25 protein-coding genes are annotated in these 26,194 nt (G+C 43.0%); 10 read left to right on the top strand and 15 right to left on the bottom strand.

The window, feature by feature from the left end:
- Position 1: 1 nt before the first annotated feature.
- The 6 genes from thrS to INP83_RS15025 all read right to left on the bottom strand — a co-directional run bounded on the left by thrS (position 2) and on the right by INP83_RS15025 (position 6,631).
- Complete coding sequence (gene thrS, locus INP83_RS15050) at positions 2-1,927, bottom strand: threonine--tRNA ligase (protein WP_219124907.1); 1,926 nt, start codon at positions 1,925-1,927, stop codon at positions 2-4.
- A 205-nt stretch (positions 1,928-2,132) separates the two neighbouring features.
- Positions 2,133-3,083, bottom strand: a complete 951-nt coding sequence (locus INP83_RS15045; protein ID WP_219124906.1) for a D-2-hydroxyacid dehydrogenase — start codon at positions 3,081-3,083, stop codon at positions 2,133-2,135.
- Positions 3,084-3,173: 90 nt separating this feature from the next.
- A complete protein-coding gene (serC, locus tag INP83_RS15040) occupies positions 3,174-4,241 on the bottom strand; it encodes a 3-phosphoserine/phosphohydroxythreonine transaminase (RefSeq protein WP_219124905.1) in 1,068 nt (355 codons plus the stop codon).
- A 176-nt stretch (positions 4,242-4,417) separates the two neighbouring features.
- A complete protein-coding gene (gene rpe, locus INP83_RS15035; RefSeq protein WP_219124904.1) occupies positions 4,418-5,068 on the bottom strand; it encodes a ribulose-phosphate 3-epimerase in 651 nt (216 codons plus the stop codon).
- 82 nt (positions 5,069-5,150) lie between these two features.
- On the bottom strand, positions 5,151-5,807 hold the full coding sequence (locus INP83_RS15030; RefSeq protein ID WP_219124903.1) for a 3-oxoacid CoA-transferase subunit B: 657 nt from the start codon (positions 5,805-5,807) through the stop codon (positions 5,151-5,153).
- A gap of 128 nt (positions 5,808-5,935) precedes the next feature.
- The gene (locus INP83_RS15025; RefSeq protein WP_219124902.1) at positions 5,936-6,631 is read right to left on the bottom strand and encodes a CoA transferase subunit A; all 696 of its coding nucleotides are present in this window, start codon (positions 6,629-6,631) and stop codon (positions 5,936-5,938) included.
- A 224-nt stretch (positions 6,632-6,855) separates the two neighbouring features.
- Between INP83_RS15025 and INP83_RS15020 the strand changes: the two genes are divergently transcribed.
- Positions 6,856-7,410, top strand: coding sequence for a hypothetical protein (locus tag INP83_RS15020; RefSeq protein WP_219124901.1), 555 nt, complete (start codon positions 6,856-6,858; stop codon positions 7,408-7,410).
- 124 nt (positions 7,411-7,534) lie between these two features.
- Here the strand turns inward: INP83_RS15020 and INP83_RS15015 are convergent, their stop codons facing one another.
- The 3 genes from INP83_RS15015 to INP83_RS15005 are packed head-to-tail and all read right to left on the bottom strand — an operon-like array spanning position 7,535 to position 11,351.
- A complete protein-coding gene (locus INP83_RS15015; protein WP_219124900.1) occupies positions 7,535-8,602 on the bottom strand; it encodes a GDSL-type esterase/lipase family protein in 1,068 nt (355 codons plus the stop codon).
- A gap of 6 nt (positions 8,603-8,608) precedes the next feature.
- Complete coding sequence (locus INP83_RS15010) at positions 8,609-10,969, bottom strand: endonuclease MutS2 (RefSeq protein ID WP_219124899.1); 2,361 nt, start codon at positions 10,967-10,969, stop codon at positions 8,609-8,611.
- Positions 10,950-11,351, bottom strand: coding sequence for a DUF4296 domain-containing protein (locus INP83_RS15005; protein ID WP_219124898.1), 402 nt, complete (start codon positions 11,349-11,351; stop codon positions 10,950-10,952). The genes INP83_RS15010 and INP83_RS15005 overlap by 20 nt, the downstream gene beginning before the upstream one ends.
- Before the next feature lie 41 nt (positions 11,352-11,392).
- Between INP83_RS15005 and INP83_RS15000 the strand changes: the two genes are divergently transcribed.
- The 4 genes from INP83_RS15000 to INP83_RS14985 all read left to right on the top strand — a co-directional run bounded on the left by INP83_RS15000 (position 11,393) and on the right by INP83_RS14985 (position 14,701).
- Complete coding sequence (locus INP83_RS15000; protein ID WP_219124897.1) at positions 11,393-12,073, top strand: YggS family pyridoxal phosphate-dependent enzyme; 681 nt, start codon at positions 11,393-11,395, stop codon at positions 12,071-12,073.
- Between the two features lie 91 nt (positions 12,074-12,164).
- Positions 12,165-12,635 carry a GNAT family N-acetyltransferase gene (locus tag INP83_RS14995; protein WP_219124896.1) on the top strand — a complete coding sequence of 157 codons (471 nt, stop codon included), beginning with the start codon at positions 12,165-12,167 and terminating at the stop codon, positions 12,633-12,635.
- On the top strand, positions 12,632-13,444 hold the full coding sequence (locus tag INP83_RS14990; protein ID WP_219124895.1) for a DUF3298 and DUF4163 domain-containing protein: 813 nt from the start codon (positions 12,632-12,634) through the stop codon (positions 13,442-13,444). Before INP83_RS14995 ends, INP83_RS14990 begins: the two co-directional genes overlap by 4 nt.
- Positions 13,445-14,701 (top strand): aspartate kinase, encoded by a 1,257-nt coding sequence (locus INP83_RS14985; RefSeq protein WP_219124894.1) that lies wholly within the window; start codon positions 13,445-13,447, stop codon positions 14,699-14,701.
- On the opposite strand, the gene INP83_RS14980 is transcribed toward INP83_RS14985, so the two are convergent.
- The 5 genes from INP83_RS14980 to INP83_RS14960 all read right to left on the bottom strand — a co-directional run bounded on the left by INP83_RS14980 (position 14,702) and on the right by INP83_RS14960 (position 18,960).
- The gene (locus INP83_RS14980) at positions 14,702-15,409 is read right to left on the bottom strand and encodes a DUF92 domain-containing protein (protein ID WP_219124893.1); all 708 of its coding nucleotides are present in this window, start codon (positions 15,407-15,409) and stop codon (positions 14,702-14,704) included.
- 82 nt (positions 15,410-15,491) lie between these two features.
- Entirely contained in the window at positions 15,492-15,674 is a 183-nt protein-coding gene (locus INP83_RS14975; RefSeq protein ID WP_219124892.1) for a hypothetical protein, read from the bottom strand.
- A gap of 152 nt (positions 15,675-15,826) precedes the next feature.
- Positions 15,827-16,078, bottom strand: a complete 252-nt coding sequence (locus INP83_RS14970; protein WP_146271585.1) for a hypothetical protein — start codon at positions 16,076-16,078, stop codon at positions 15,827-15,829.
- Positions 16,079-16,235: 157 nt separating this feature from the next.
- Complete coding sequence (locus INP83_RS14965) at positions 16,236-16,859, bottom strand: HmuY family protein (RefSeq protein WP_219124891.1); 624 nt, start codon at positions 16,857-16,859, stop codon at positions 16,236-16,238.
- A 19-nt stretch (positions 16,860-16,878) separates the two neighbouring features.
- Positions 16,879-18,960, bottom strand: coding sequence for a TonB-dependent siderophore receptor (locus tag INP83_RS14960; RefSeq protein WP_219124890.1), 2,082 nt, complete (start codon positions 18,958-18,960; stop codon positions 16,879-16,881).
- Between the two features lie 261 nt (positions 18,961-19,221).
- Between INP83_RS14960 and INP83_RS14955 the strand changes: the two genes are divergently transcribed.
- The gene (locus INP83_RS14955; protein ID WP_219124889.1) at positions 19,222-20,025 is read left to right on the top strand and encodes a helix-turn-helix transcriptional regulator; all 804 of its coding nucleotides are present in this window, start codon (positions 19,222-19,224) and stop codon (positions 20,023-20,025) included.
- Here the strand turns inward: INP83_RS14955 and INP83_RS14950 are convergent, their stop codons facing one another.
- Positions 20,026-20,586 (bottom strand): DUF6252 family protein, encoded by a 561-nt coding sequence (locus tag INP83_RS14950; protein ID WP_219124888.1) that lies wholly within the window; start codon positions 20,584-20,586, stop codon positions 20,026-20,028. It lies immediately after the preceding gene.
- A gap of 209 nt (positions 20,587-20,795) precedes the next feature.
- On the opposite strand from INP83_RS14950, the gene INP83_RS14945 reads away from it, so the two are divergent.
- The 4 genes from INP83_RS14945 to INP83_RS14930 all read left to right on the top strand — a co-directional run bounded on the left by INP83_RS14945 (position 20,796) and on the right by INP83_RS14930 (position 26,188).
- Complete coding sequence (locus tag INP83_RS14945; protein WP_219124887.1) at positions 20,796-21,941, top strand: methionine aminotransferase; 1,146 nt, start codon at positions 20,796-20,798, stop codon at positions 21,939-21,941.
- A 47-nt stretch (positions 21,942-21,988) separates the two neighbouring features.
- Positions 21,989-22,768, top strand: coding sequence for an amidohydrolase (locus tag INP83_RS14940; protein ID WP_219124886.1), 780 nt, complete (start codon positions 21,989-21,991; stop codon positions 22,766-22,768).
- A gap of 71 nt (positions 22,769-22,839) precedes the next feature.
- A complete protein-coding gene (locus INP83_RS14935) occupies positions 22,840-25,875 on the top strand; it encodes a GH92 family glycosyl hydrolase (protein ID WP_219124885.1) in 3,036 nt (1,011 codons plus the stop codon).
- Position 25,876: 1 nt separating this feature from the next.
- Positions 25,877-26,188: a TfoX/Sxy family protein gene (locus INP83_RS14930; RefSeq protein ID WP_219124884.1), complete on the top strand. Its 312-nt coding sequence runs from the start codon at positions 25,877-25,879 to the stop codon at positions 26,186-26,188.
- Positions 26,189-26,194 lie beyond the last annotated feature (6 nt).

The raw sequence follows: 26,194 nt of genomic DNA, 5'->3' as shown, positions 1-26,194 counted from the left end.
GTTATACTGTTATTTCTTTAATTATTTGTTGTTTAAATTCTTCAATGCTCATGCTACCCAGATCACCCACACCATGTTTACGAACAGAAACAAGCCCCTCGGCAGCCTCTTTTTCGCCTACAATAAGCATGTAAGGGATCTTTTTGACTTCAGCATCGCGTATTTTGCGACCGATTTTCTCGTCTCTAAAGTCAATGAGCCCGCAAATATCAGAATTTTTTAACTCATCTGAAAGTTTTTTTGCATAATCCTCATACTTTTCTGAGATAGGCAAAATGGTAAATTGCTCCGGAGATAACCATAACGGGAAATTACCTGCACAGTGCTCTATCAACACCGCCACAAAACGCTCCAACGAACCAAACGGCGCGCGGTGGATCATTACCGGGCGGTGCTTTTGATTGTCACTGCCTGTGTATTCCAGCTCAAAGCGTTCTGGCAGGTTGTAATCTACCTGTATGGTACCCAATTGCCATTTACGGCCAAGGGCATCTTTTACCATAAAATCAAGCTTAGGGCCGTAGAAAGCAGCTTCACCATATTCAACTACGGTTGGCAGGTCTTTCTCTTCAGCAGCTTCAATAATAGCCGCTTCGGCCAGTGCCCAGGTCTCATCGCTGCCAATGTATTTAGCTTTGTTATCAGGGTCGCGTAACGATATCTGTGCAGTGTAGTTATCAAAACCTAAAGCACCAAATGTGTAAAGCACCAAGTCTATAACCTTCTTAAACTCATCCTTAACCTGGTCAGGGCGGCAAAACAAGTGCGCATCATCCTGAGTAAAGCCACGTACGCGGGTTAAGCCATGCAACTCGCCGCTTTGTTCGTAACGGTAAACGGTACCAAACTCAGCAAAACGAACCGGAAGGTCTTTGTAAGAGCGCGGTTTTGTTTTATATATCTCACAGTGATGAGGGCAGTTCATCGGTTTTAGCAAGAACTCCTCTCCTTCCTGAGGTGTTTTTATTGGCTGGAATGAATCCGCACCATATTTCTCGTAGTGTCCGGAAGTGATGTACAGGTTTTTATGACCGATATGCGGTGTGATAACCTGCTCATAACCGGCTTTAACCTGCGCATTTTGCATAAAGCGGGTTAAACGCTCACGCAGGGCAGCACCTTTAGGCAACCACAACGGTAAACCCATACCTACCTTTTCGCTGAAAGCAAAAAGCTCAAGTTCTTTACCCAATTTACGGTGATCGCGTTTTTTTGCTTCCTCAATCAGGTGTACATAATCTGCAAGCTCGCTGGCTTTAGGGAACGTTACACCATAGATACGGGTAAGCTGTTTACGGCTTTCATCACCACGCCAGTATGCGCCACCCATGCTCATCAATTTAACGGCTTTGATATGGCCGGTATTAGGGATGTGCGGTCCGCGACAAAGGTCGGTAAAGTTACCCTGGCTGTATAAAGTTATAGAGCCGTCTGCAAGGTCTTTTATCAGGTCGAGTTTATACTCATCGCCTTTTTCAGTAAAGTATTCAATAGCATCAGCTTTGCTTACCGGTTTGCGAATGTAATCGCTTTTAGTTTTTGCAAGCTCTATCATCTTGTCTTCGATCTTTTTGAAATCGTCTGACGAGAATTGAATGTCGCCAAAGTCAACATCATAGTAAAACCCGGTTTCAATGGCCGGACCGATACCGAATTTTGTACCTGGGTAAAGTGCTTCAAGCGCCTCCGCCATTAAGTGAGCCGATGAGTGCCAGTAGGTGGCTTTACCTTTGGCATCATTCCAGGTCAATAATTTTATGGTCGAATCTGCTTCAATAGGACGGCTGGCGTCCCAAACTTCGCCGTTTACTTCGGCAGCTAATACGTTACGTGCTAAGCCTTCAGAGATAGACAAGGCTATCTGCATAGAGGTGATTCCTTTGTCGTATTCACGAACGGAACCATCAGGAAGTGTAATGTTAATCATCTACAACTATGATTTAAATATTATAAATAAATATTAAACATAAGATCACATACTACCGCGATCTTTTCAATTGCTGCAAAAATATAATTTTATTTATACTGCCGGTGTAAATTATAGCATTTCGAAGAAGAGCTAATATCAAACGATAAATAACAACAAAGGCCCATGCAAATGCAAGGGCCTTGTAAATATAAGTTTATAGAGATTATCCTTTAAAATGCTGAATAATTAAACTTGCCAGCTCAACGCCTATACGTTCTTGCGCCTCATTGGTAGCAGCACCGATGTGCGGCGTAAGCGAGATCTTAGGGTGAGACAAGATATCCTGACGAGGGGTTGGCTCGTTATCGAAAACATCAAGCGCAGCAAATGAAACTTTACCGCTGTCTAAAGCTGCAATCAAGTCGGTTTCATCAATTAGGCCACCGCGTGAACAATTTACCAAACCAACACCTTTTTTCATTTGCTCAAATTCAGCTGCAGCAATAAGTGCTTTATCAACAAATGGCGTGTGCAGGGTAATGAAGTCAGCATTAGCGATGATCTCTTCTTTGGTTGCAGTTTTAACGGCTACTTTGGCAACATAACCACCCCCTAAAACAACTTCAACCTCAGGGTTAAACGGAAATACGTCGAACGCTAAAACTTCCATACCTACACCGATAGCAATTTTGGCTACCTCGCGACCGATACGGCCAAAACCAAGAATACCCAGAGTTTTGCCGCGCAGCTCAACACCTTTGGCATAAGCTTTTTTAAGGTCGTTAAATTTTGTAGCGCCGTCTACCGGCATTTTGCGATTGCTATCCTGCAGGAAACGTACACCTCCAAACAGGTGTCCAAAAACAAGTTCGGCAACTGAAAGCGATGAAGATGCAGGGGTGTTATAAACACCTATACCTTTTTCTTTCGCGTAATCAACATCGATGTTATCTACACCAACGCCACCGCGACCTATCAGTTTAAGGCCCGGACAAACGTCAATTAATGCTTTACGCACTTTGGTAGCACTACGCACCGTAATGGCGTCGTACTCCTGTAAGCGTGTAGGTAACTCGTCCTGCGGAATGTTATTGGTATCCACTACAAAACCGGCATCCTCAAGCATTTTTTTACCTATCGGATCGATACCGTCATTAGCTAATATTTTGATCATCTTATTAGTGTTCGTTAGTTCATTTGTCATCAGTTCATTGGTCTGCTCATTTTACCAATGAACAATTGAACCAGTGAACTAATGAGCTATTTATTTATTCTTTTCAGCAAACTCGCGCATGGCATCAATCAGCACGTAAACGCTGGTGATTGGCAATGCATTGTAGATAGAAGCACGAAAACCGCCCACACTTCTGTGACCTTTGATACCTACGATACCTTTTTTGTCACATAATTTCAAGAAGGGTTTTTCCAGTTCTGCGTTCTCCATCACAAAGCAAACGTTCATGCGGGAACGGTCTTCAGGTGCTGCAACAGCTTTAAATAGCGGGTTGCGGTCAATCTCTTCGTATAATACACGCGCTTTTTCGTTGTTTTCTTTCTCGATGGCAGGTACGCCGCCTTTTGATTTTAACCACTTTAGCGTTAGCATAGATACGTAAATGGCAAAACATGGCGGCGTATTGTACATTGAGCCACCTTCTATCTGCACCTGGTAGTTATACATTGCAGGTATCTTACGATCAGTTTTGCCTAAAATATCATCTTTAACAATTACCAAAGTTACACCTGCAGGCCCCATGTTTTTTTGTGCACCCGCGTAGATCAAACCAAAATCGGCAACGTTTACCTCGCGGCTAAAAATGTCTGATGACATATCGCAAACCATAGGTACAGGCGACTTAGGAAACTCATGCAACTGCGTGCCGTAAATGGTATTGTTTGATGTGATGTGGAAATAAGCCGCATCAGTTGGTATGGTATAATCTTTAGGGATGTATGTGTAATTGCTTTCTTTTGAGGAAGCCACTACTTCAACATTACCAAAGAATTTCGCTTCTTTTAGCGCTTTGCTTGCCCAAACGCCGGTATCAAGATAAGCAGCTTTACCGCCTTCAGGCAATAAGTTATTAGGTGCTAATGCAAACTGGGTGCTTGCACCGCCTTGTAAAAATAGTACCGAATAACCTTCGGGTACGTTAAATAGTTCTTTTACTAACGCAACAGCTTCATTCAGCACTTCTTCAAATTCCGGTGAGCGGTGCGATATCTCCAGTAAGGATAAACCTGTTCCGTTGAAATCAAGTACAGCCGCTGCTGCCTGTTTGAATACTTCCTGAGGCAATATGCCGGGTCCGGCACCGAAATTATATTTCATAACTAATTTATTATGTTGGTTTATTAAGTTTGTACTAAGACGCGCCTAAGGTAGCTAATTCGACAAAAATTATAGACTTTTTTTACATTTTTTTAAAATATCGCAACAATCATCAAATAGTGGTTTTAATGAGTATGTGAACAAAAATGTACGCCGAAAAATTTAGCAGAGGGCGGCTATAAATGCTTAAGTTGGGATATAGCCAGTGATGGATCACTTGCGGAGAACACTGAACTACCTGCTACCAACACACTTGCGCCTGCCTCAACCAGCTTGGCTGCGTTACCGATATCAACACCACCATCAACCTCTATTTTAAGATTGGGATTTGCATTTGCAGCGAGTGTTTTAACCTGTGCGATTTTGGTATAAGTATGTTCAATAAATTTTTGGCCACCGAAACCGGGATTTACCGACATGACCAAAACCATATCCAGGTCGGCGATAATATCTACCAAATTAGCAACGGGCGTTGCAGGATTGATAGCTACCGAAGCTTTGCAGCCTAATTGTTTGATAACCTGAACGGTACGATGTAAATGCGGACAAGCCTCGTAATGCACTGTAATGCTATCAGCCCCGGCTTCTTTAAAATCCTTTAGATATCTATCCGGGTCAACGATCATCAAATGAACATCCAGCGGTTTTTGAGCATGCTTTTTAATAGCCTTTATCACCGGGAACCCGAAAGAGATGTTTGGCACAAACATACCGTCCATTACATCCACATGAAACCAATCGGCCTCACTGGCATTTACCAGTTCGATATCTCTTTGCAGGTTTGCAAAATCGGAAGCTAATAAAGAAGGCGCTATCAAATGGTGCATGCGGTAAATATAGGGATATTTTAAAGTTTGCAGTTAAAAGTTTGCAGTTAGCGATGTTAAACTGCCCACGGTTAACTGAAAACTATATTACCATTTCCGGCACATCTCCATCAATTAGAAGCTTGCCTGCGGTTGCGTTTTTGATCTCCTCAACGGAAACGCCGGGAGCGCGTTCCAGGAGTTTGAATCCTCCATCAGGCATAACATCCAATACAGCCAATTCGGTCACTATTTTTTTAACGCATTTAATACCGGTTAAGGGCAAGGTGCAATTGGGCAAAAGTTTTGATTCGCCTGCCTTATTAACGTGCTGCATGGCCACAATAATGTTCTCGGCCGAGGCCACCAGGTCCATAGCCCCTCCCATTCCCTTTACCATTTTACCAGGGATTTTCCAGTTGGCAATGTCGCCGTTCTCAGAAACCTCCATGGCACCAAGAATAGTAAGGTTGACTTTCTTAGCCCGTATCATGCCAAAACTCATGGCCGAATCGAAGACCGCAGAACCGGGTAGTTTGGTTATGGTTTGTTTACCGGCATTGATGGTATCCGGATCTTCTTCACCCTCGAACGGGAAAGGCCCCATGCCTAATAAACCGTTCTCAGATTGCAGCACTACATCAATGTGCTCAGGGATATGATTAGCTACCAGCGTTGGTATGCCAATACCCAGGTTAACGTAGTAGCCGTCTTTAACTTCTTTTGCTATGCGTTTAGCAATGCCTTCTTTATCTAACATAGGTCTATTAGCTTATTAAATTATAAGATACGTCATTGCGAGGAGCATCAGCGACGCGGCAATCTCATAGTCGGTTCAAAGTCCTTATCCTTTAAGATTGCTTCGTACCTCGCAATGACGCGTTGGTGTTACGGTTTTCTTACTGTTCTTTGCTCTATTCTTTTCTCGTAATTCTCACCTTTAAATATACGGTGCACGTAGATGCCGGGGGTATGTATATGGTCGGGGTCTAATTCTCCGGGTTCAACCAATTCTTCCACTTCGGCGATGGTTACTTTACCTGCCATAGCCATAACAGGATTAAAATTGCGGGCTGTTGAGCGGTACACGAGGTTCCCCATGGTATCTCCCTTCCAGGCTTTAACAATGGCAAAATCAGCATCAAAGGCCATTTCCATCAGGTAATCTTTTCCATTAAAGTTGCGCACCTCTTTGCCCTCGGCTACTTCGGTGCCAATACCTGCAGGCGTAAATATGGCAGGCATGCCATAGCCGGCTGCCATACAGCGGGTTGCCAAAGTTCCTTGGGGGATGAGTTCTACCTCAAGTTCGCCACTAAGTAATTGACGTTCAAACTCAGCATTCTCCCCAACGTATGATGATATCATCTTTTTAACTTGCCTATTACGCAGTAACAAACCTATGCCAAAATCATCTATACCGGCGTTGTTAGATATGCAGGTAAGGTTTTTAATGCCGCTTGCAGCCAGAGCAAGGATGGTTTTCTCCGGCAGGCCGCATAAACCGAAGCCGCCCAGCATCAAGGTCATACCGTCTTTAATATCGTTAATGGCTTCCTGGGCACCACTGACAACTTTATTCATGTTTATAATTGATTATTGGCAAATGTAGTTTTTTCAAACAAATACTATGCATGCATAATAACTTTTTATATATGTGTTTTGTTCACGTTCACAGCATGAACACTTGTGAACATCGTGAACGCTCATGAACACCGCCTTAAGCTTCTATTTATTTACTTTGAGTTAAATACTGCAAACAATTAAAAAATTCAAACCTTATTACTATACATCAATCTATAAACAAAATGGAACTTAATAATAGCAACGACAACCAGCAGCCAAATGCTTACCGTGTTGAGGACGATGATAATTTAGAGGAAAAAGATCTGCGCCGTGAAGCCTTTATGTTCGGCAGCGAAGAAAAAGAAGCTAACAAACCAGCAATGGAAGGCCAGGGATATGGCGGACAAAGCTTCGGTGACGACAGCAACACGCCATCAGGAGATGATGCAAATAACCCATCACGCAACGCCGGGTATAGCAACGATTATTTTAAACGTACCGAACCTGCCGAAGAGCATCCTGAATTTAACAACTTTAAGGATCCTAATCAATTAGGCCAATCGAACTTTACGGAAGCTTCAGGAGCAGTACCGACCGGGCAATCTAACGAAGAAAACAGTGCCACAGAGCAAGGTACAGAAGAAAGTAACCAAGAGGGAGACGAAAATAAAAACGAACAGAACCTTAGCTACCAGGAAGGTACCGCAGATAATGACGGTTCCCAAACCGGCGTAAATGCCGATGGTGACATAGCCGGCAACCGCGAATTACCTGATCAGCAAAAAGTTGGGGAATAATTTTGTGAGAAGTTAGATAACTCACTCGCATGAAACTAAATGTCATTCTGAGCGACAGCGAAGAATCTATTAAGCGGTATTGCACGCTAAAAGGTTCTTGTCCCTCAGAATGACATTTCTATTTTTACCATTTAAAAGTGGTCTTAATATAGGCTATCAGATCTTCGCCCATTGCTTTTTGTTCTGCAACGCTTGGGTGGCCTGGCGTATTTTTAAACGCAAAAAAATGAGTGTATACCCCTTTGTCATTTAACCCGGCAACAGCTTTCTCTATGTAGCCCGGCCATGGCGAGCCTTCTTTAGTTGCGTCCATTGAACCCAATGCACATACTATTTTGGCTTTAGGATATTTAGCACGGATGTTTTTAATAAATGCCTGATAGTGGCTTATGATAAATTCCGGTGTGGGCGGCGTGCTCCCAAACTGCTTTTTAAATTGCTCGTTGTCTTTGGCTTTGGTCAACCACGAATCATTCTGGAAGAGATTAACAACAACGATCTCGGGCGTGTACGTACTGAAATCCCATTTCTCATCGCCGTGTGCATAAATCTTATCGTAAATGTTGGGCATCACATAATCAAACCAGCTGATCACGATGCCAATACCGCTTTTAGAGATACAGTGCATATCGACATTGAAATACCGGGCAGCTACGTTGGCATAACTGGCGTAGCCATTCTCATAATCATTGTCACCGCGGTCTTTGCCCGAAGTATCTTCGTCTGCCATGCCACAGGTTATAGAATCGCCATAGTATTCAATACGGTGCTTATAAGTTGGCGGCGCAAGCAGTTTGCCATCTATATTGAACCCATAAAACCAGGTGCGGCCCCAGTCGTACTCTGTACGTTTGAATAATTCAAGTTTATGTTCGCCTGCAGGTAACCCGGCAGCCAAAACGTATTCGTTTTTGCCTTGCTTAAGTTTAATCACCTGAACAACCTTATCGTCTACAACAACGTTGTAGTAATTGAGGCCCTTCTCATCATTCAAGGTTGCTTTTACAGCCGTACCGTTAAAGTTGACTATGATGGCAGCGGCCGTCCATGACAGCTCAGCCGATGTATCTCTTACTGATGTGCGACCCATATAAAAGATCTTGGAGTCTTTGAAGTTGACAATATTTTGGGCTTTTGCAACGTAGTCTGCAAAAACCAAAGTCAGTAAAAAAATTAAGCTCAACTTTTTCATCGCTACTTATTTTAAATACACATATGTGATACCATCCCCGCCCCTGTCTGCATGCTCATCCTCCATCCTATCTACCTGCTCATACTTTTTAAGATACTGTCGTATCATTTTACGTAAGATACCATCGCCTTTGCCGTGCAGAATCTTAAGATTATTAAAGCCCATCATCAATGCGCGGTCAAAAAGCTTTTCAATGGCATGCAAGGCATCCTCGGTACGCATACCCCTTACATCAATCTCAGGACTAAAACTGGCCATATCGCCTGTTTGATTATTGCCGCGACGGATCTCTTTAGGTACTGATGCACGGGTAACTTTTTCAACCCGCTTCTTTTTTACCACGGTACGCAAGTCGCCCATTGCTATTACCACGTTGTCTTTTATTACTTCCATTACCTGGCCGGTAGTGTCACCATCGATCAGTTTTACCCAGTTCCCGGGTTTAATTTCTTCATCCGTGGCAGCGGCCTTCGCAGGGCTTTCAACCTTAACGGTGTTTTTCTTTACCTCATTATTAAGATTTTCTCGAAGGGAGCGTGTTACCTCCTTATCGGCATTGCTGCTTTTAATTTCGGCAATGGTATTTTCAACAAGTTTGTTTGCGTTAAGTATGATGGTTTTTGCTTCCTGCTTCGCTTCGCGCAAGAGGTTCTTGCGGTTCTCATCTAAAAAGGATTTTAACTCCTCATTCTCTGCCAATAAGGTATTCACACGTCGCTGCTGTTTATCCAGCTTTAGTTTGGTATCAAATATTTCCTTTTTCTCACGCTCAAGGTCAACCAGTAAGCTATCAACCTTTTTTTGCCCGGCGCTTATTTTGTTTTTGGCCAGGTTAAGCACATTTTGAGGCAGGCCAATTTTCTGCGCTATCTCAAAGGCATAAGAACTACCGGGTTTGCCTACCTCAAGCATGTAAAGCGGCTGCATTTCGGTATTGTTAAATAACATTGATGCATTCTCTATCCCCTCGGTATTGCTGGCAAATATCTTAAGATTAGAGTAGTGGGTTGTTACCATCCCCCGCACCTTTTTGTTATTTAAAGCTTCTAAAACAGCTTCGGCAATGGGGCCACCAAACTGTGGATCGGTGCCGGTACCAAACTCATCTATCAGTATCATGGTTTTGCCGTTGGCATCTTCCACAAACTTTTTCATTTTAGAAAGATGAGCGCTGTAAGTACTCAGGTCGCTTTCTATAGATTGATCGTCACCTATGTCAACAAACAATTGTTTGAACACGCCAGCTACACTATCCGCGCTCGCCGGTATCAGCAAACCTGCCTGCACCATCATCTGAAGCAGGCCAACCGTTTTCATACAAACAGATTTGCCTCCCGCGTTAGGGCCTGATACAACGATTATCCGCGTACTATCGTCTATAGCAACATTGAGTGGTACTACCAATTTTTGCTCCTTTTTAAAATTGAGGAACAACAACGGATGCCTTGCATTTAACAGGCGAAATTTTCCTTCGTTAACCAATTTCGGCATTTCTGCTTCAATCTCAATGGCAAACAATGCTTTGGCCCGCACAAAATCAAGTTTGGTTAATAACCCATGGTAAGATAATAGCAAAGGTACATAAGGCCTCAGCTCATCTGTTAAGGCAGTGAGTATCTTGATGATCTCGCGGCGGCGCTCAAATTCCAGATCGCGGATGAGGTTATTGAGCGAGAACACCTCCTCCGGCTCCATATAAACCGTTTGGCCCGAAGCAGATTCGTCATGGATAAAACCTTTGAGCTTACGCTTATTTTCGGCAAGTAAAGGGATACATAAACGGCCATCACGTACGGTAAGCGAACCATCGGCCGTCCAGTTGTTGGCTGATGCCTGCTTAAACACCTGGTCTATCTTTTTGCGCGCTTCCTGCTCTGCCTTGGCAATACCTGATGTAATTTCCATCAGCTCCCGTGATGCATTATGACGAATCTTGCCCTTAGGATCTATCACCTGGTCTATCTTGCGGATAATGGCTTTCTCAATGGGCAAATGCTCAAACAGTGCTTCCAGGTTAGGGTAAACACCTTCCCGCTCATTAAAATAGGCTATCACTGCAAAAACAGTGTTAAGTGATGCCTGTACCTGGAAAAATTCTTCTTCAGATAAAAAGGCGCCTTCTATTTTAGCTTTGTTGGCGAGCGATTTTATATCATAAAAATGATTGATGGGCAGTGCATCATCATTCTGCAGTATATTCTTAAACTCGTTTGCCTGATTTAAAAATTTCAGGATCAGGTCGTAATTAGTCATCACCTGTATCTTGTTCACCATGTCTTGCCCCATGGTGCTCAGGCAGTGCGCTTTTATAAGTTCTTTTATCTCGGTAAAACCAAGTTTATCTGCGCTATTCTTGGGGTACAGCATTAATTTGAGGCTTTTGTTGGGTAGCACCGGGCTTTTTCCCGGCTTTTGTAATCGAGTCGAGTTTTGCCTTTAGCACCTTATCAACTTTTTCATATATGCCCTGTATCTTTTCAGGGTCTTGCGTATAATATTTGTAGCTGTCGTCAAACTGTTTTTCGCTGATGTGATGTTTTTTAAATACTGCAATATATTTTTCTCTACCGTATTTATAAAGCGTGTCTGCTACGGGCGTAACGGTATATAGTTCGCCATCAGTTAAATGTAATTCGGTTAACAGATTAACCATTTGCGGTTCTGCTACAACATCAGGCGGCGGTGTTGCAGCCTGTTTACATGCAGCAAATAGCAATACTGAAAAAAACAAGGTTATATATTTCTGCATTCTGTAATTTAGCGGCGTTTTAAACACAAATTTACGCATTAATGAGCATTGCAGATAATATAAGGAACCTAAAAAAAGAGACCGAGCAAATAGGTGTGACATTGTTAGCAGTTTCAAAAACCAAACCCATAACGGATATACAAGAAGCTTATGATGCAGGCCAGCGTTTATTTGGTGAAAACATTGTGCAGGAACTGGTTGAAAAACAGCCTCAACTCCCTGCCGACATAGAGTGGCACATCATCGGTCACCTGCAAACCAACAAAGTAAAATATATTGCGCCTTTTATAAGCATGATACAATCTGTTGACAGCATTAAATTGCTGCAGGAGATAAACAAACACGCTGCCAAGGCAAACAGGGTGATTGACTGCCTGCTGCAGGTTTACATTGCCGATGAGGAAACCAAATTCGGCTTAGGTTTTGACGAGGCCATTGAGATGTTACGTAGCGAGGAATTTGCTGCTTTAAGGAATATCCGTATACGCGGGCTAATGGGTATTGCTACCAATACTGATAACGAAAAACAAATAAAAGAAGAATATTACGAGCTAAAAACTTTCTTTGATGGCGTTAAAACCAGCTTTTTCAGGAAGGACGAAACCTTTGACACGGTATCAATGGGAATGTCATCTGATTACAAATTAGCTATTGAACAGGGCAGCAACATGGTGCGCCTGGGTAGCACCATATTTGGAAACAGGGCTAAAAAAGCCGTCTGAGATCAGGATTTACAGAATTTCTGAACTCGAATTTTAGAATAGAAAGAATTTATTGAATTGCAGAGTGATTTTTTAATGACCCGTTGACCCAATGACAGAATTTAATCTCCGTGTAGCTGTAAAAGAAGATTGCCCCCGTTTAATGGAACTTATAAAAGAGCTGGCTTTATTTGAGCGTGCGCCCGATGAAGTTACCGTTACGCTTAAAGAATTTGAAGAAGCCGGGTTTGGAGCAAAACCAGTATGGAAAGCTTTTGTTATTGAAATTGATGGCTTAGTTGTTGCTTTTGCCTTGTATTATGTACGCTATTCTACCTGGAAAGGGAACCGGCTTTATCTTGAAGATCTGATAGTAACCGAGGAGCATCGTGGTAAGGGATTAGGTAAGTTGCTGTTTGACAGGTTGTTTCAGGAAGTAAGGGAGCTTGGGTTTAGCGGCATGGTTTGGCAAGTGCTTGACTGGAACGAGCCTGCTATTAATTTTTATAAAAAATATGGTGCCGATCTTGATGCCGGATGGATCAATGCATCGTTGTCAAAACAACAAGTTGCTAACCTATGAAAAACATTGCTACACCTGCCCTATTTGCCTTTATGCTTGGCTTTGCAGCCTGCCAGTTTGGTACCGAGGCCAAAAAAGAGAAACACGACATTTTTACCGATACGCTGGTTTACAATTACCAGAAAATTCACGAGCGTGCACCCGATTGCGGTGAAAAGGCAGATAGCGCCTGTACGGTAGTGAACATCAATTACCCGGTATTCAAAAATATGCCGATGCTGAACGATACTATTGTAAAGAAAATTGCTCAGTTGGTGATCATGGACGATAGCAAGCCTGATACAAATTTAACTGTAATGGCCAAAAAATTTATCCAAAGCTATCTTGACTATAAAAAGAAAGAGCCATCAAGGGATATGTTTTACACCATGGATAGCTACGCCAAGGTGCTGATGCAGGATTCTGCTTTGATTACGCTTGAGTACGGTGGCTTTAATTACCAAGGCGGCGCACATGGTTCAACTTTTACAGGCTTTATCAACTGGAACCCTAAGGCCGGCAAAAAGATTATGCTTAACAATATTATTGCCGATGGCAAATATCCTGAGCTAACCAAGGTAGCCGAAGGTATATTCCGCAAAGATGAAAAGCTGAGCGATACCTCTTCCCTTGCGCGAGATTACTTTTTTAAGGACAACAAATTCGCGCTGAACGATAACTTTTCGCTAACGCCAATTGGGCTGAGGTTTGTTTACAATCCTTACGAGATTAAACCTTTTGCTGCAGGCCAAACCGAATTAATCATTCCTTATCCTTCTATCAAAAATATATTGCGGCCAAATTCCGCTGTTAGTCAATACGTAAAATAAATGCTTGTATTTAAGTTCGGCGGTGCATCTGTTAAAGACGCGCAGGGTGTTATTAATCTCGGTAAGGTAATTAGCAACTACAGAAATGAGCAATTGCTGGTAGTGGTTTCGGCGATGGGCAAAACCACCAACGCTTTAGAAAAACTTACCCGTGCTTATTTCGACGGCAACGACGATGTGCATACCGTTTTTGAAGAGATAAAGGACTATCATTACCAGATATTACATGAACTTTTTGGCGATCATCATCCTGTTTTTGACGAAGTAGCAAACACCTTTGTTGAGATAGACTGGATGATCGAGGACGAGCCGCATGATGATTACGATTTTATCTACGACCAAATTGTTTCCATCGGCGAACTTGTATCAACCCGGATAGTAAACGCCTGGTTCAACCACCAAAACTTTTCCAGTAAATGGATCGACGTACGTGGATATATCCATACTGATAACACTTACCGCGAGGGTGTGGTTGACTGGGACAAAACCTGCAGCAGCATTCAAAAAGATATTCCCGCCCTATTATCAAAAAGCATTGTAGTTACACAGGGTTTCCTGGGCGGCACTTCTGAAAACTTTACCACTACACTTGGTCGAGAAGGTTCTGATTACACAGCCTCCATATTTGCAAGTTGCCTGGGTGCAGGATCTGTTACTACCTGGAAGGACGTACCGGGTATTTTAAATGCCGATCCTAAGCTGTTCGCTGACACTGTGAAATTTGAAGAACTAAGCTACCAGGAAGCGATAGAGATGACTTACTATGGTGCGAGTGTTATACACCCTAAAACCATTAAGCCATTACAGAACGCAAATATCCCGCTGCTGGTAAAACCGTTTATGGAACCGACAGCTGCCGGAACTGTTATTAAGGAAGGCGCCGTAAATAAATTTGAGAAACCGGTTATCATCTTAAAGAATAACCAGGTTTTGATATCCATTTCTGCTGCCGATTACTCTTTTATCTCAGAAAGCCATCTAAGCGAAATTTTTGCAGCCTTTGCTAAACACCAGGTAAAAGTGAATATGATGCAAACCTCGGCGTTAAGTTTTAGCGCTTGTATAGATCACATCCCGGAGCGTTTTGAACGACTTTTAAGTACTTTAAAACAAAACTTTAAAGTGAAGTATAACAATGATTTAAAGTTAATTACTTTAAGGCATTATACAGATGTTGCTTTGCAGGATGTTACCGCCGGTCAATCTGTCCTGGTGAAACAAACCAGCCGACATACGGCACAGGTAGTGGTCAAATAATTAAAGCTGATAGAGCAGCCAAACGATAATCGCAGCTGCAAATGTATTGATAGCATTAACAGTGTTGTTACCGATACTGCCTCTGCGCTCTAAAGTAGCGCCAAGAATGGAATCAATAAAATTACCACTTACCCCGGCAACGGTAATCAAATAAAAAGCATTGCTGAAACCAAAGTAAGCAACATAGATCAAAGCTATAACCGCTGAACCTACTACTCCGATCAGCGTACCTTCAAGACTGATGACGCCGTCTTTGCCTCTTTCGTCGGGTTTTGAGGTTAGAATGTTGTAGAAGCGTTTACCGTAAACAGAACCTAATTCTGAGGAAAGCGTATCTGCTGTTGCCGAAGCAAGAGAACCAGCCATCATCATTTGAAAAACTTTAGCATTAGAAGGAAATAAAAATGCAAATACGCCGCATACCGCAGCAATTCCACCATTGGCGACTACCTGCCATAAATTACGTTTTTGCTGATGGTATTCGTTGGGTAAATTACTCTTTAATTGCTTTTTATGGGCAGTTGCTAAAGTAGCTAAGATGAAAAAAGCAGCCAGTTCTGTTATCCCGGCCATGCCTGCGCCAATGTAGATCAGAATTGCTGTTAACCCGCCGGCTATAGCTCCATTAGCAGTAAGCTTTTTTGTCTTGTAAACTACAACTACTGCAATTATAAGTATGATCAGGAAGACAATTGTATTCAGGGGCATCAATCAAAATTAAGCAAATAAGCCAAAAGCCTATTAACAAAAATGCCCCGACTTAACCGGGGCATCTTATTTGATTAAAATATTAATCCTGCTTCTTTTGCGGCTTATGCGCACTGTCTTTGCTTGATGTTTGGTCGGAGCGCTGGCCGCCGCCATTGCTGATACCTTTTGATTTTTGTACTTCTCTTGCGTTGTTAAACGAACGGTCGGCAGTAGGATTACCCTGATGGCCATTGCTGTTGTTTTTCAGATCCTGAGTTTTCATAATCGATTGTATTTAATTCGGGAAGGCTAAATGCACTTCTATATGATGAAATGCAACAATGGTGCCGAGATGCTTTAGGTGATTAGAGATTAGGTATGTTAGATAAGTGTGAAAATTTAGACTGCTAATAGCTAATCACTACTACCCATTAACTAAACCAGCAATGCATGTATCTCCAATAGGTACAAGCTTTCCACCATGGCCGAATTAAAGTCGTCCCATTCCTCCCTGGTGAAAACAAAGTTGATATCCCGGTTTGGCGTACACAAGACAACTCTTTCAGATCCATCCGGAAACGGAAAACTCCGGTCTTCAAAACTCATATCATTGGTAAACTGCTGAAACGAATTAAACTGTGAAGGCGAAAAGCAAAGCAGCAGATTATGATGCCAGATATTTAACATGCCACAATCAGGGCAATGGCTGATAACTGTAGCGCCTTTTGGGTAAGGATGATGGTTTCGCACATAAGCGTAAATGTTTTGATATTGTGCCTGTAATACCCGCGGCAAACGCTCAAAAGCCGCGGGTAAACAGGACTTTCTATTAACTAACCAATTGTTAATTCAATTTAGCGCTACCATCTGCCTGGTAAGCGAATTTAAAAGTGTAGAATCTTGACGGTGTTACAGATTCACGAGTGGTGAAATCGGCAAAGGCTGCTGTGGTAACATCCGGGTTACCTTTGTAGCAGCTTTTCATTTCAAGCTTGGCATAATTACCTGTTGAAGTTTTGATCACGATGATCTTACCGGCTACAGGCAGGATTGCATGGTTGGGAACGGAATTAGTAGCCGTGTATAAATACCAGCCATTAACTGCTTTTGCGCCCGTAGCATCTGTTTTGTAGCCGGATGTTGGTGCTGTTGTTAAACCGTCAAATGTATTGTCAACAACCTGTGCCTGCACATTGCCGGAGCCTGACGATCCGCTGTTTACATAGATGCTGGTGGTTGAGAATTTAAGATCCCATTTACCGGCCGTCACATCATCAGCGGTAGCTTGTTTATTATCGCTTAAGCGGTAGTAAACATCGCCCTTGCTGCCGTCAAGATCGGTTACGGTATTTACGGTTAAGGTTGCTGCTTTTGCAGGTTCAGGCGATGAATTATCCTTGGTGCATGATGTATTTGCAATTGCTACGAAACCGAAGATTACTAATGAAAGGGTTTTAAGTTTATTCATGTGTATAAGTGTTATGTATTTAGCTTTTGTTAAAGTTGTAAGTGATACCGGCGTAAAGTAACCGGCCGGGTAAGTTGCTTATGGCAGTAGGATTTTTGTAATTGCCGATATTATCTGCTGTTACCTGTACGCGTAGTTGGTTCCTCATGAAAAATTTGGATACGGAGGCATTGAACAGCACGTATCCCTTAACATATTCATCCGGGCGGTTCACTATGCCATTGCCGTCCAGATCCGAGAAGCCGTACCTGCCACGGTAGATCGCCCTTAAAGAGGTAATGATGCCCATCTTTTCATCTTCGTAGGCAACGCGTGCGTTAGCCATGTAGCGCGACCGATTGAGCAAACCAGCATACATACTGCGGGTAACCTTTATGGTTTCGCGAGTTGCGGGGTCTATACCAAAAACTTTTCCTTGTTTTATACGATCGAGCACGCTTTGGTCATAAGCTTGCAGGTATTGGAACCCGCCGGCAACCGTCCAGTGTTTTAGAAATTGATAACTCAAATCAGTTTCTACCCCTTGCGTGTAAACATTATGGATATTGAAGTAAGAGAAAACAGATTGTCCATTATTTTTAATGGCTATTGGTTGCGAATCTATCAGGTCGCGGATATTATTCCGGAACGCGTTTGCAGTCCACATTAAGCCCGACATAGGTTTATAGCGAAAGCCGAAATTGTAGGCAGTAGAACTCTCGGCGTTCAATCGTTGTAAGGTCGATGGGTCTATCAATACGCTTTGGATCTGCCCGGCATCCTGCAGCTTTTTCAGTTCGCTGGCTGCTTCTTCATAACCAAACACACTGTAACCAACTACTGCATTGGTAAAATTGAGGTATAACTGCCTGAAATCCGGCGCTTTGTAGCCTTTGCCTGTTGAGGCAAGAACAGTAAAATTTTCCGTAAACCTGTAACTTGCTGCCAGTTTAGGGCTAAACTGATTTCTGTAAACACTATGTGTATCGTACCGGCCGCCAGCAATTACGTTTAATTTTTCAATCGGTGTCCAATCGGCCTGGCCATACAGGTAACCCGAGTTAAATGTCTTTTTATCATTGTAGCGTGTTGCCAAAACACTTTCGTTTTGTGCGCCTGCGCCTGCCGTGATCCGCAAACTCTGTAATAGCTTATAATCGCCCTGCAATTCTGCACGGTTAAAATTCTGGTCGAAAAATGTTTGGTCGTAAATCGAGCCATCAGCCTGATTGATCAGCAATGACTTTGTATTGTAGCTGGTATGGTAAAGCCTTACGTCACCTGTAAACGCATCTGTAAACTTATGAGTAAGACCCGCACTGGCTGTCAGGTTTTTTTCCTTGCCGTCACCGCTTATTCGATTGTTGTCCACTAAAAAGTTATTATCAGCAGTGCTATTATAATTGCGTAACTGAACGGTGATCCTGGTAGCATTGCTAAACTTGTATCCCAGCCTTCCATTTAAGGTATAATTGTAAAACGGAAACACTGTTGCACTGCCGGACTGTGGTTGTAACGAATAGCCGCTGCTGCTGTTACGGTTAACAAAGCCCGATAGCGATAATCTTGAATTGGCATAACCCCCATTCAGCGATATATCTGCATTTTTATTGGTACCGTACCGGGCACTCACACTACCAGAAGCACCTTTGGGTGGTGTTGCCGATATGATATTGATCACTCCGGCCATGGCCTCGCTGCCATAGAGTGACGATACAGGCCCTTTCACAATTTCTATCTTATCAATGTTGTTCGCTGTTATGCGGCTTAGGTCCAGGATACCTGTAGTACGGCCTATCAGCGGCAGGCCATCAAGCATGATCATGGTATAATCAGAATTAAAGCCCTGTAGCTGTATCCCCTGCCCATGAGCGTCGGGCAGTACACTTAAACCGGTTTGTTCTGCCAGTATCTCATTCAGGCGCACCATGCCACGGTTCCTTATTTCTTTGGCGGTAATAGTGGAAACCGGCATCGGCACCTGCATCAGGTTTTTGTTTGTACGTGTGGCTGTCACTACTACTTCTTTTAATTTCTTAGATGTGTCGATATGAGCAGTATCCGCCTGTTGCGCAATTGCATTCGCAGAGAAAAATATCAGGTAGATAAAAATAAGTTTCATTTATTTAGACTAATTATAAATAATGATGCAAATTTGCAGTATCGTTGCTTTGGTGGGTAACGCCAAACGGATTGAAAACAACGCGAAACGGATTTTATGCATCTAACCTTTACGTCAGCCGCGTCATCAATACAAATTCTTAAAATTGGATGTCAAGACGATATCAGGAACAATGATTTTCAGCAATTCCAAAAGGGTATAATTGCTGATTGGGGATCGTGTGATACTAAGCAGCTGTGCTTCAACGGGGTTTCCGTTTGTATGCTGGAAATTGAAATTTCAACTGAATGCAAGCTGGTTATAAAGCCTGAAAAATACCACTGGATATTGGCGTTTATATTAAGCGGAGATCTGGAAGTTGATTTTTGCGATAATAAGAGATTAAAATTGATCGCCGGCAATTATTACACTTTGAATTGCCTCGAATTTAAGAGAGAGATAAGGATTGATACATCCGGACAGATAATGCTGATTGCCCTAACAGACAAGTTTATGCAGCAGTTATTGAGCCCTAAGATCATTGAAGGCATTTCATATCACAGCAGCAACATTCACCTCTTGGCGCATGGCAGTTTTCTGAATACACGGATGCAACCCATATTGATGGACATTATGGATGACGGCAAACCTGATTACATTCGCCGGATATTAATTGAAGCAAAAATATTAGAACTGCTGTCTATGCAGCTTCATCAAACCAATGATGATAAAACAACGGATGCTTTCAGCGAGGAAGATGTTAAACGCCTAAATGAAGCCAGGCAAACCGTAGCGGCCAATTTGCAAACACCATGTTCATTGATAGACCTTGCACGCCGAACCGGACTTAATGATTTTAAACTAAAAAAAGGATTTAAAGCGCTGTTTGGCCAAACCGTATTTGGTTACCTTAACGAGCTGCGAATGGAAACGGCCTACAATTACTTGCAGGCCGGCAAAACAGTTGGTGAAGTAGCCGAACTTGTAGGCTATAAAAATGCGCACCACTTCACCGCTGCGTTTAAAAAGAAGTTCAGTTTTTTACCCAGTCAGGTTACAAGGTCAAATGTCAATAAGCCATTGTAATTATTGGCGAATAAACTGGTACGGAATTTTAAAACTACCGCCGCTTACACCTACCAGGTCTGCAGAAATTATGTTGCCATTACTGTCGTAATTATTTTTTGAAGCGTTAAAGTAAAAAGTCCCGCTGATAGTTTTGCCTGCCGAATCTAAGGCGGTCACCGTAACATTTCCATCGCCGGGTTTGATCACACCATAAGGTGCAAATACATACGCACCGCTGCTGTTTTTTATTTGGGTGGAATAAATAAAGGTGTTTATTCCGTTAGCATCAGGCAGATAGCTGCCGCCTGTAAAGTTTTGGTTATTTACCGGGCTAACATCCTGTATGCTGATATCGATCTGCTTTTGCGCTTGTGTACCGGTAAAGTGGAATGTTTTAGTCTTAGCGGTTGTATTGTAAGTAATGGTAGCCGAAATCGTATCAGGCGTCCAGGTACTGCCGCCTATTGTTGCTTGTAAAACCGGTGTTGGCGTGACTGTTTCTGATGTGCTGCTTTTTTTACAGCTGAATAATGAAAATGATAGAATTGCGATTACAGGGATGCGGTATTTCCGGTTCATTGTTAAGTTATTTTGGGGCTAATTTATTGCGAAACGATGGTTTCCGCAGGATATTTTACACTCTTTAACATTTGAGGCTTTTGTATCATAAATGGTACAATCGAAATAAATTATATAATCAGCCGCACAGGAACGGTGGTTTACCGAATGCCCATTAATTTCAAAAAAAGCATACCCTTAACAACAAATACCGTTATTTTAGCCGCCGTATGATACCTGTGATTTCTAAATTACCCCAAACGGGTACAAACATTTTTACCACCATGTCGGCACTCGCGGCTGAACACGATGCCATCAATTTGTCGCAAGGGTTTCCTGATTATTCCTGTTCTCCGGAGCTGATCGAATTGGTTAACAAAGCCATGGTGGCCGGGCATAACCAGTATGCCCCAATGGCCGGGCTTCCTGTGTTAAGAGAGCAAATAGCCATCAAAACAGAAAAGCTTTACGCTGCCACATACAACCCGGATACCGAAATAACGGTTACAGCCGGTGCAACACAGGCGGTATTTACGGCAATAAGTGCAGTTATTCACCCCAACGACGAGGTTATTATGTTTGAGCCCGCCTACGATTGCTATGCTCCTGCAGTTAAATTGATGGGTGGCGTGGTAAAATCACTCGAATTAGAACCGCCGGACTACCGGATTCCATGGGATATGGTAAAAAGACTGATCACCAACAAAACCAGGATGATCATTCTAAACTCGCCACATAACCCTACGGCGACCATTCTGAGTAAGCAGGATATCGACGAACTTACGGCATTGGTCAAAAATCAGGATATCTTGATCTTAAGCGATGAAGTTTACGAGCATTTGGTGTTTGATGGCCAGGAGCATTTGAGTATGGCCCGTTACCCTGAACTGCGCGACAGGAGCCTGATCATCGCATCATTCGGTAAAACGTTCCATGCTACAGGCTGGAAAATGGGTTACTGCCTCGCCCCTGCTAACCTAATGCAGGAGTTTCGCAAGATCCACCAATTTTTAGTGTTCAGTGTAAACACACCGATGCAACATGCTTTAGCAGAGTATTTAAAAAATGAGGATCATTATTTAACCCTGCCAGGCTTTTTTCAGCAAAAGCGCGATCACTTCAGGCAAGGTTTGGAACAAACACGTTTTAAACTTTTACCATGTGCGGGTGCCTACTTTCAATCGGTAACATATGATGCCATTACCGATGAAAAAGACGTTGATTTTGCGGTACGCTTAACAAAAGAGATTGGCGTAGCTGCCATACCGGTTTCGGCATTTTACCGTAAGGGCCTGGACAGGCACGTACTCCGTTTTTGTTTTGCCAAAAAACAAGAAACGCTTGATATTGCCGTTGATAGACTATTGAAGGTTTAACCTGATGTAAAACTTTACGTTTAACTTTATATCAAATAAAACAATCTATGGATAACTTAAAGATCACCGTTTACCAGGGATACCTGTTTTGGGAAAACATTGATAAAAACCTTCAGAACATATCTCTCAGGTTATCCAATATCCGCGAGAAAACAAATCTCATTGTCCTGCCGGAGATGTTTAACACCGGGTTTACTATGAATGCCCCTGAGCTGGCCGAACCCATGGATGGCAAAACCATGCAGTGGATGAAAAAAACGGCTGAGAAATTTGATGCGGTAGTTACCGGTAGTTTGATCATAAAGGAAGACGAAAAATATTATAACCGCCTCATATGGATGCGGCCTGATGGCACTTACGAAAATTACGACAAACGTCATCTATTTGCCTTAGGCAAAGAACATAACACTTATACCGCCGGAAAAGAAAAACTGATAGTAGAGCTTAACGGCTGGCGTATTTGTCCGGTTATTTGTTATGATCTTCGCTTCCCTGTTTTTTTGCGCAACACGCCGGAAAACGAATACGACCTGCTCATTATTGTTGCCAATTGGCCTGAGAAACGCGCTTTGCACTGGCGTACATTGATTCCAGCCCGCGCTGTTGAAAATCAATCTTATGTTATCGGAGTTAATCGTGTTGGGCACGATGGTAATGAAGTTTACCATTCAGGCGATTCAACCTGTATAGATCCAAACGGTAACGTGGTTTATTATAAACGCGATGAGGAAGACGTTTACACCTTCTCCATTATCGGAGACGAGGTGAAGAAAGCCCGCCGTGCATTACCTTTCTTAAAAGATGCAGACCGTTTTGAGATAGACTGATCAAGTTTTTATTCCTCAATATTAATTTTAGCACCTTAAACTTGTAATTTGCAGGTTTAAAATCCTGTTGAATGAAACTTGTTTTTCGTGGGGCGCTGCTGTTAACAGGCCTGTTCCTTGCATCTGCATCGTTTGCACAAAAGAAAAAGTTAGATCTTGCTAAGTTTGTTGATCCGTTTATAGGCACAGGCGGTCACGGGCATACTTACCCGGGTGCAGTGCTGCCATTCGGTATGGTGCAGTTAAGCCCGGATACACGCTTAGAAGGTTGGGATGGTTGTTCCGGTTATCACTATACCGATACTGTTGTTTACGGCTTTTCGCATACTCACCTTAGCGGTACTGGCATCCCCGATCTTTGCGATGTGCTGTTTATGCCTACCACCGGCGAACCACAATTTAAGAATACCGATTACCGCTCCGGCTTTAAAAAGAAAAATGAGAATGCATCTCCCGGGTATTATCATACACTGCTTGATAAATATAACATTGAGGTTGAGCTAACAGCAACCGCACATGCAGGTGTGCATAAATATGATTACAATGGCGCCAAAGAAGGCAACATCATCATAGATCTTAAACACCGCGATGAGGTATTAGACTCGTGGATAGAGGTGGTTAACGATCATGAGATACGCGGATTCCGCAGATCAAAATCATGGGCTACAGATCAGCATGTTTACTTTTACGCAAAGTTCTCCAAGCCTTTTAAAAGTTATAGCATTGCATTAAATGATGAATTGCAGAAAGGTAAAAGTAAGGTTGAAGGCAAGAATATAAAAATGTTCATCCGCTTTGATGATCCCGGTAGCGTGATCTCCAAAGTGGGCATCTCATCGGTGAGCACAGAGGGTGCGTTAAAAAACCTTGATACCGAAGTAAGCGACTTCGATTTTAAAAAAGTAGTTAAAGCTGCAAAACTGGCCTGGAATGATGAATTGAACAAGATACAGGTTGAAGGTGGCGCACCGTCTACAGCATCACAAAATGAAATGGCGAGTGGCTATAGTCCTTATGGCTACAACAGGCCAACAGCCAGGACAAAAAAGCAGCAACCTCAAGTAAATTATGCCAAAGAGAAACAGGTAATGTTTTACACTGCATTGTACCACTGCTTTTCGGCACCAAGCTTATACAGCGATGTAGATGGCCAGTACCGTGGCCTGGATAACAAAACCCACAAAGCTGAAGGGTTTAATTACTACACCGCGTTCTCGTTATGGGATACTTACCGTGCAGAGAACCCATTGCTGAACATTATTGACCGCAAGCGAACGCTGGATTTTATCAAAACATTTTTAGCGGTTTACGAACAAGGCGGTGTATTGCCGATATGGCCTTTGGCTTCAACGGAAACTTACTGTATGGTGGGTAACCACAGTATCCCGGTTATTGTTGACGCCTACGCAAAGGGCATCCGCGATTTTAACGCGGAAGAAGCATTTACCGCAATGAAGGCGGCTGTTAACCGCAAACAATTTGGCATTGATAATTATGTACAAACTGGTGCTGTACAGTCTGACGTTGAACATGAATCGGCAGCCAAAACCCTGGATTACGCTATTGACGACTGGTGTATTGCCCAAATGGCAAAAATGCTGAACAAGCCCGATGATTATAAAACATACATCAAGCGTGCTCAATATTGGAAGAACATCCATAACAATCAAAACGGCTTTATGCAGGCTCGCGAAAATGGTGGCTGGTATGCGCCCTTTGAACCAACTGAGATCAACAATAATTACACAGAAGGCAACGCCTGGCAGTACAGCTTCCTGGTTCCGCAGGATGTTGAGGGTCTGGCAAAAAGTTTAGGTGGTGCCGATAAATTGGAAGGTAAACTTGACGAGCTCTTTACCACCAGCTCAAAACTCAGCGGGCGCCAGCAGGATGATGTTACCGGCCTGATCGGACAGTATGCACACGGTAATGAGCCAAGTCACCATATCGCCTACCTGTACAACTTTACCAACGCATCTTACAAAACTCAGTACTATGTAAACAGGATCTTGCGCGAGCAATACAGCGCCCAGCCAGATGGCCTGTCAGGCAACGAGGATTGCGGTCAGATGTCGGCCTGGTATGTGATGAGCTCATTGGGCTTGTATAATGTAATGCCCGGCCAAAATCAATTTCAGATAACCTTGCCGCAGTTTGAGAAAATAGTGCTTAACTTGGAAAGCGGCAAAACGTTTACCATCAGCAATCCCGGCGCAATTGTAAACAGGAATAACCTGTATATACAAGGTATGAACCTTAATAAAAAGTCTTATAGCAAGCTCTATCTAAATTATGATGACCTTACCAGAGGTGGAGATTTTGAAGTATTCAGCGGTACGCTTGCCAATAAGCTTTTTATGCAGGATCTGGAAAAACCAACATCTAAGATCACGGACGAACTTATAGTGCCCAACCCATATATCACCGGTAGCAAAACATTTAAACAACCCATTACTGTTGAAATAGGATGCGCGGACGCTGATGCCAAGCTATATTACACAACCGACGGCAGTAACCCTACTGCGCAATCAACGCTTTATACCAAGCCAGTTCCGGTTGCCGTAACAACCACTATAAAAGCAGTTGCCATTAAAGATGACAAAAGCAGCTTTGTTGATGAGGCTAATTTCAAAAAGATCCGCAGTGACATCAGCATTAGCATAATTAATAAGTACTTGCCAAACTACGCGGCGCAAGGCGATGAAACGCTTATCAACGGTATACACGGTACAGCCAACTGGCGCATAGGTAACTGGCAGGGCTACCAGGGTAAAGATGTTGAGGTGGTTTTAGACATGGGCAAAGTTAAGCCGGTAAAGCAAGTGAGCTTTAGTGCTTTGCAGGACAGCCCCTCGTGGATCATTTTCCCCAAGACTGTTGAATACTGGTTGTCTGATGATGGCAGAAATTACAAGCTTGCTGCCGGTGTAAACACGAAAATTGCACCCGATAGCCTTGAACCGCAAACGCAGGAATATACTGCGCCTATCGGTAAAAATTCGCGATACATTAAGGTGATAGCTAAACAGTTTGGCCCACTGCCTGAGTGGCATGAAAGCAATGGCAGCCCCTCATACATTTTTGCCGATAAGATAACTGTAGAATAGCATGGCATGTAACGAAGCTCTTTTAAACAGGGTACGCGAGGCATTGATGGAGTTACCAACAGTAGAAGAGAAAGCTATGTTCGGCGGCGTTTGCTTTATGGTTGATTATAAAATGTGTATCTGCGTTAAAGATAACCACATGATGTGCCGCGTTGGTGCAGCAGTTGCAGAAGATGCTGCAGAACAAAATGCCGTAAGCATCATGAAACATGGCGGGCGCGTTATGAAAGATTATATCTACGTAGAAGAACCGGCGTGGATAAGGCCCGCCGATTTTGATCACTGGATCAAGCTGTCGCTGGCCTTCAACTAAATAGCA

This window comes from Mucilaginibacter sp. 21P, from assembly GCF_019331605.1.
GTDB classification, from domain to species: domain Bacteria; phylum Bacteroidota; class Bacteroidia; order Sphingobacteriales; family Sphingobacteriaceae; genus Mucilaginibacter; species Mucilaginibacter achroorhodeus.
Note: the sequence above shows the minus strand (reverse complement) of the source record. Positions and strands in the feature narration are given on the sequence as shown.

Bases quoted from the DNA above. Each gene is read 5' to 3' on its own strand.
- INP83_RS14975 (WP_219124892.1), bottom strand. From the start codon at position 15,674: ATGAAAACTCAGGATCTGAAAAACAACAGCAATGGCCATCAGGGTAAT.
- INP83_RS14940 (WP_219124886.1), top strand. From the start codon at position 21,989: ATGGATAACTTAAAGATCACCGTTTACCAGGGATACCTGTTTTGGGAA.
- rpe (WP_219124904.1), bottom strand. From the start codon at position 5,068: ATGCACCATTTGATAGCGCCTTCTTTATTAGCTTCCGATTTTGCAAAC.
- INP83_RS14955 (WP_219124889.1), top strand. From the start codon at position 19,222: ATGCTGGAAATTGAAATTTCAACTGAATGCAAGCTGGTTATAAAGCCT.
- INP83_RS14945 (WP_219124887.1), top strand. From the start codon at position 20,796: ATGATACCTGTGATTTCTAAATTACCCCAAACGGGTACAAACATTTTT.
- INP83_RS15015 (WP_219124900.1), bottom strand. From the start codon at position 8,602: ATGAAAAAGTTGAGCTTAATTTTTTTACTGACTTTGGTTTTTGCAGAC.
- INP83_RS14970 (WP_146271585.1), bottom strand. From the start codon at position 16,078: ATGTTAAATATCTGGCATCATAATCTGCTGCTTTGCTTTTCGCCTTCA.
- INP83_RS15010 (WP_219124899.1), bottom strand. From the start codon at position 10,969: ATGCTGTACCCCAAGAATAGCGCAGATAAACTTGGTTTTACCGAGATA.
- INP83_RS15025 (WP_219124902.1), bottom strand. From the start codon at position 6,631: ATGAATAAAGTTGTCAGTGGTGCCCAGGAAGCCATTAACGATATTAAA.
- INP83_RS14990 (WP_219124895.1), top strand. From the start codon at position 12,632: ATGAAAAACATTGCTACACCTGCCCTATTTGCCTTTATGCTTGGCTTT.
- INP83_RS14960 (WP_219124890.1), bottom strand. From the start codon at position 18,960: ATGAAACTTATTTTTATCTACCTGATATTTTTCTCTGCGAATGCAATT.
- INP83_RS15000 (WP_219124897.1), top strand. From the start codon at position 11,393: ATGAGCATTGCAGATAATATAAGGAACCTAAAAAAAGAGACCGAGCAA.
- serC (WP_219124905.1), bottom strand. From the start codon at position 4,241: ATGAAATATAATTTCGGTGCCGGACCCGGCATATTGCCTCAGGAAGTA.
- INP83_RS14980 (WP_219124893.1), bottom strand. From the start codon at position 15,409: ATGCCCCTGAATACAATTGTCTTCCTGATCATACTTATAATTGCAGTA.
- thrS (WP_219124907.1), bottom strand. From the start codon at position 1,927: ATGATTAACATTACACTTCCTGATGGTTCCGTTCGTGAATACGACAAA.
- INP83_RS15020 (WP_219124901.1), top strand. From the start codon at position 6,856: ATGGAACTTAATAATAGCAACGACAACCAGCAGCCAAATGCTTACCGT.
- INP83_RS14935 (WP_219124885.1), top strand. From the start codon at position 22,840: ATGAAACTTGTTTTTCGTGGGGCGCTGCTGTTAACAGGCCTGTTCCTT.
- INP83_RS14985 (WP_219124894.1), top strand. From the start codon at position 13,445: ATGCTTGTATTTAAGTTCGGCGGTGCATCTGTTAAAGACGCGCAGGGT.
- INP83_RS15045 (WP_219124906.1), bottom strand. From the start codon at position 3,083: ATGATCAAAATATTAGCTAATGACGGTATCGATCCGATAGGTAAAAAA.
- INP83_RS14950 (WP_219124888.1), bottom strand. From the start codon at position 20,586: ATGAACCGGAAATACCGCATCCCTGTAATCGCAATTCTATCATTTTCA.
- INP83_RS15030 (WP_219124903.1), bottom strand. From the start codon at position 5,807: ATGTTAGATAAAGAAGGCATTGCTAAACGCATAGCAAAAGAAGTTAAA.
- INP83_RS14930 (WP_219124884.1), top strand. From the start codon at position 25,877: ATGGCATGTAACGAAGCTCTTTTAAACAGGGTACGCGAGGCATTGATG.
- INP83_RS14965 (WP_219124891.1), bottom strand. From the start codon at position 16,859: ATGAATAAACTTAAAACCCTTTCATTAGTAATCTTCGGTTTCGTAGCA.
- INP83_RS15005 (WP_219124898.1), bottom strand. From the start codon at position 11,351: ATGCAGAAATATATAACCTTGTTTTTTTCAGTATTGCTATTTGCTGCA.
- INP83_RS14995 (WP_219124896.1), top strand. From the start codon at position 12,165: ATGACAGAATTTAATCTCCGTGTAGCTGTAAAAGAAGATTGCCCCCGT.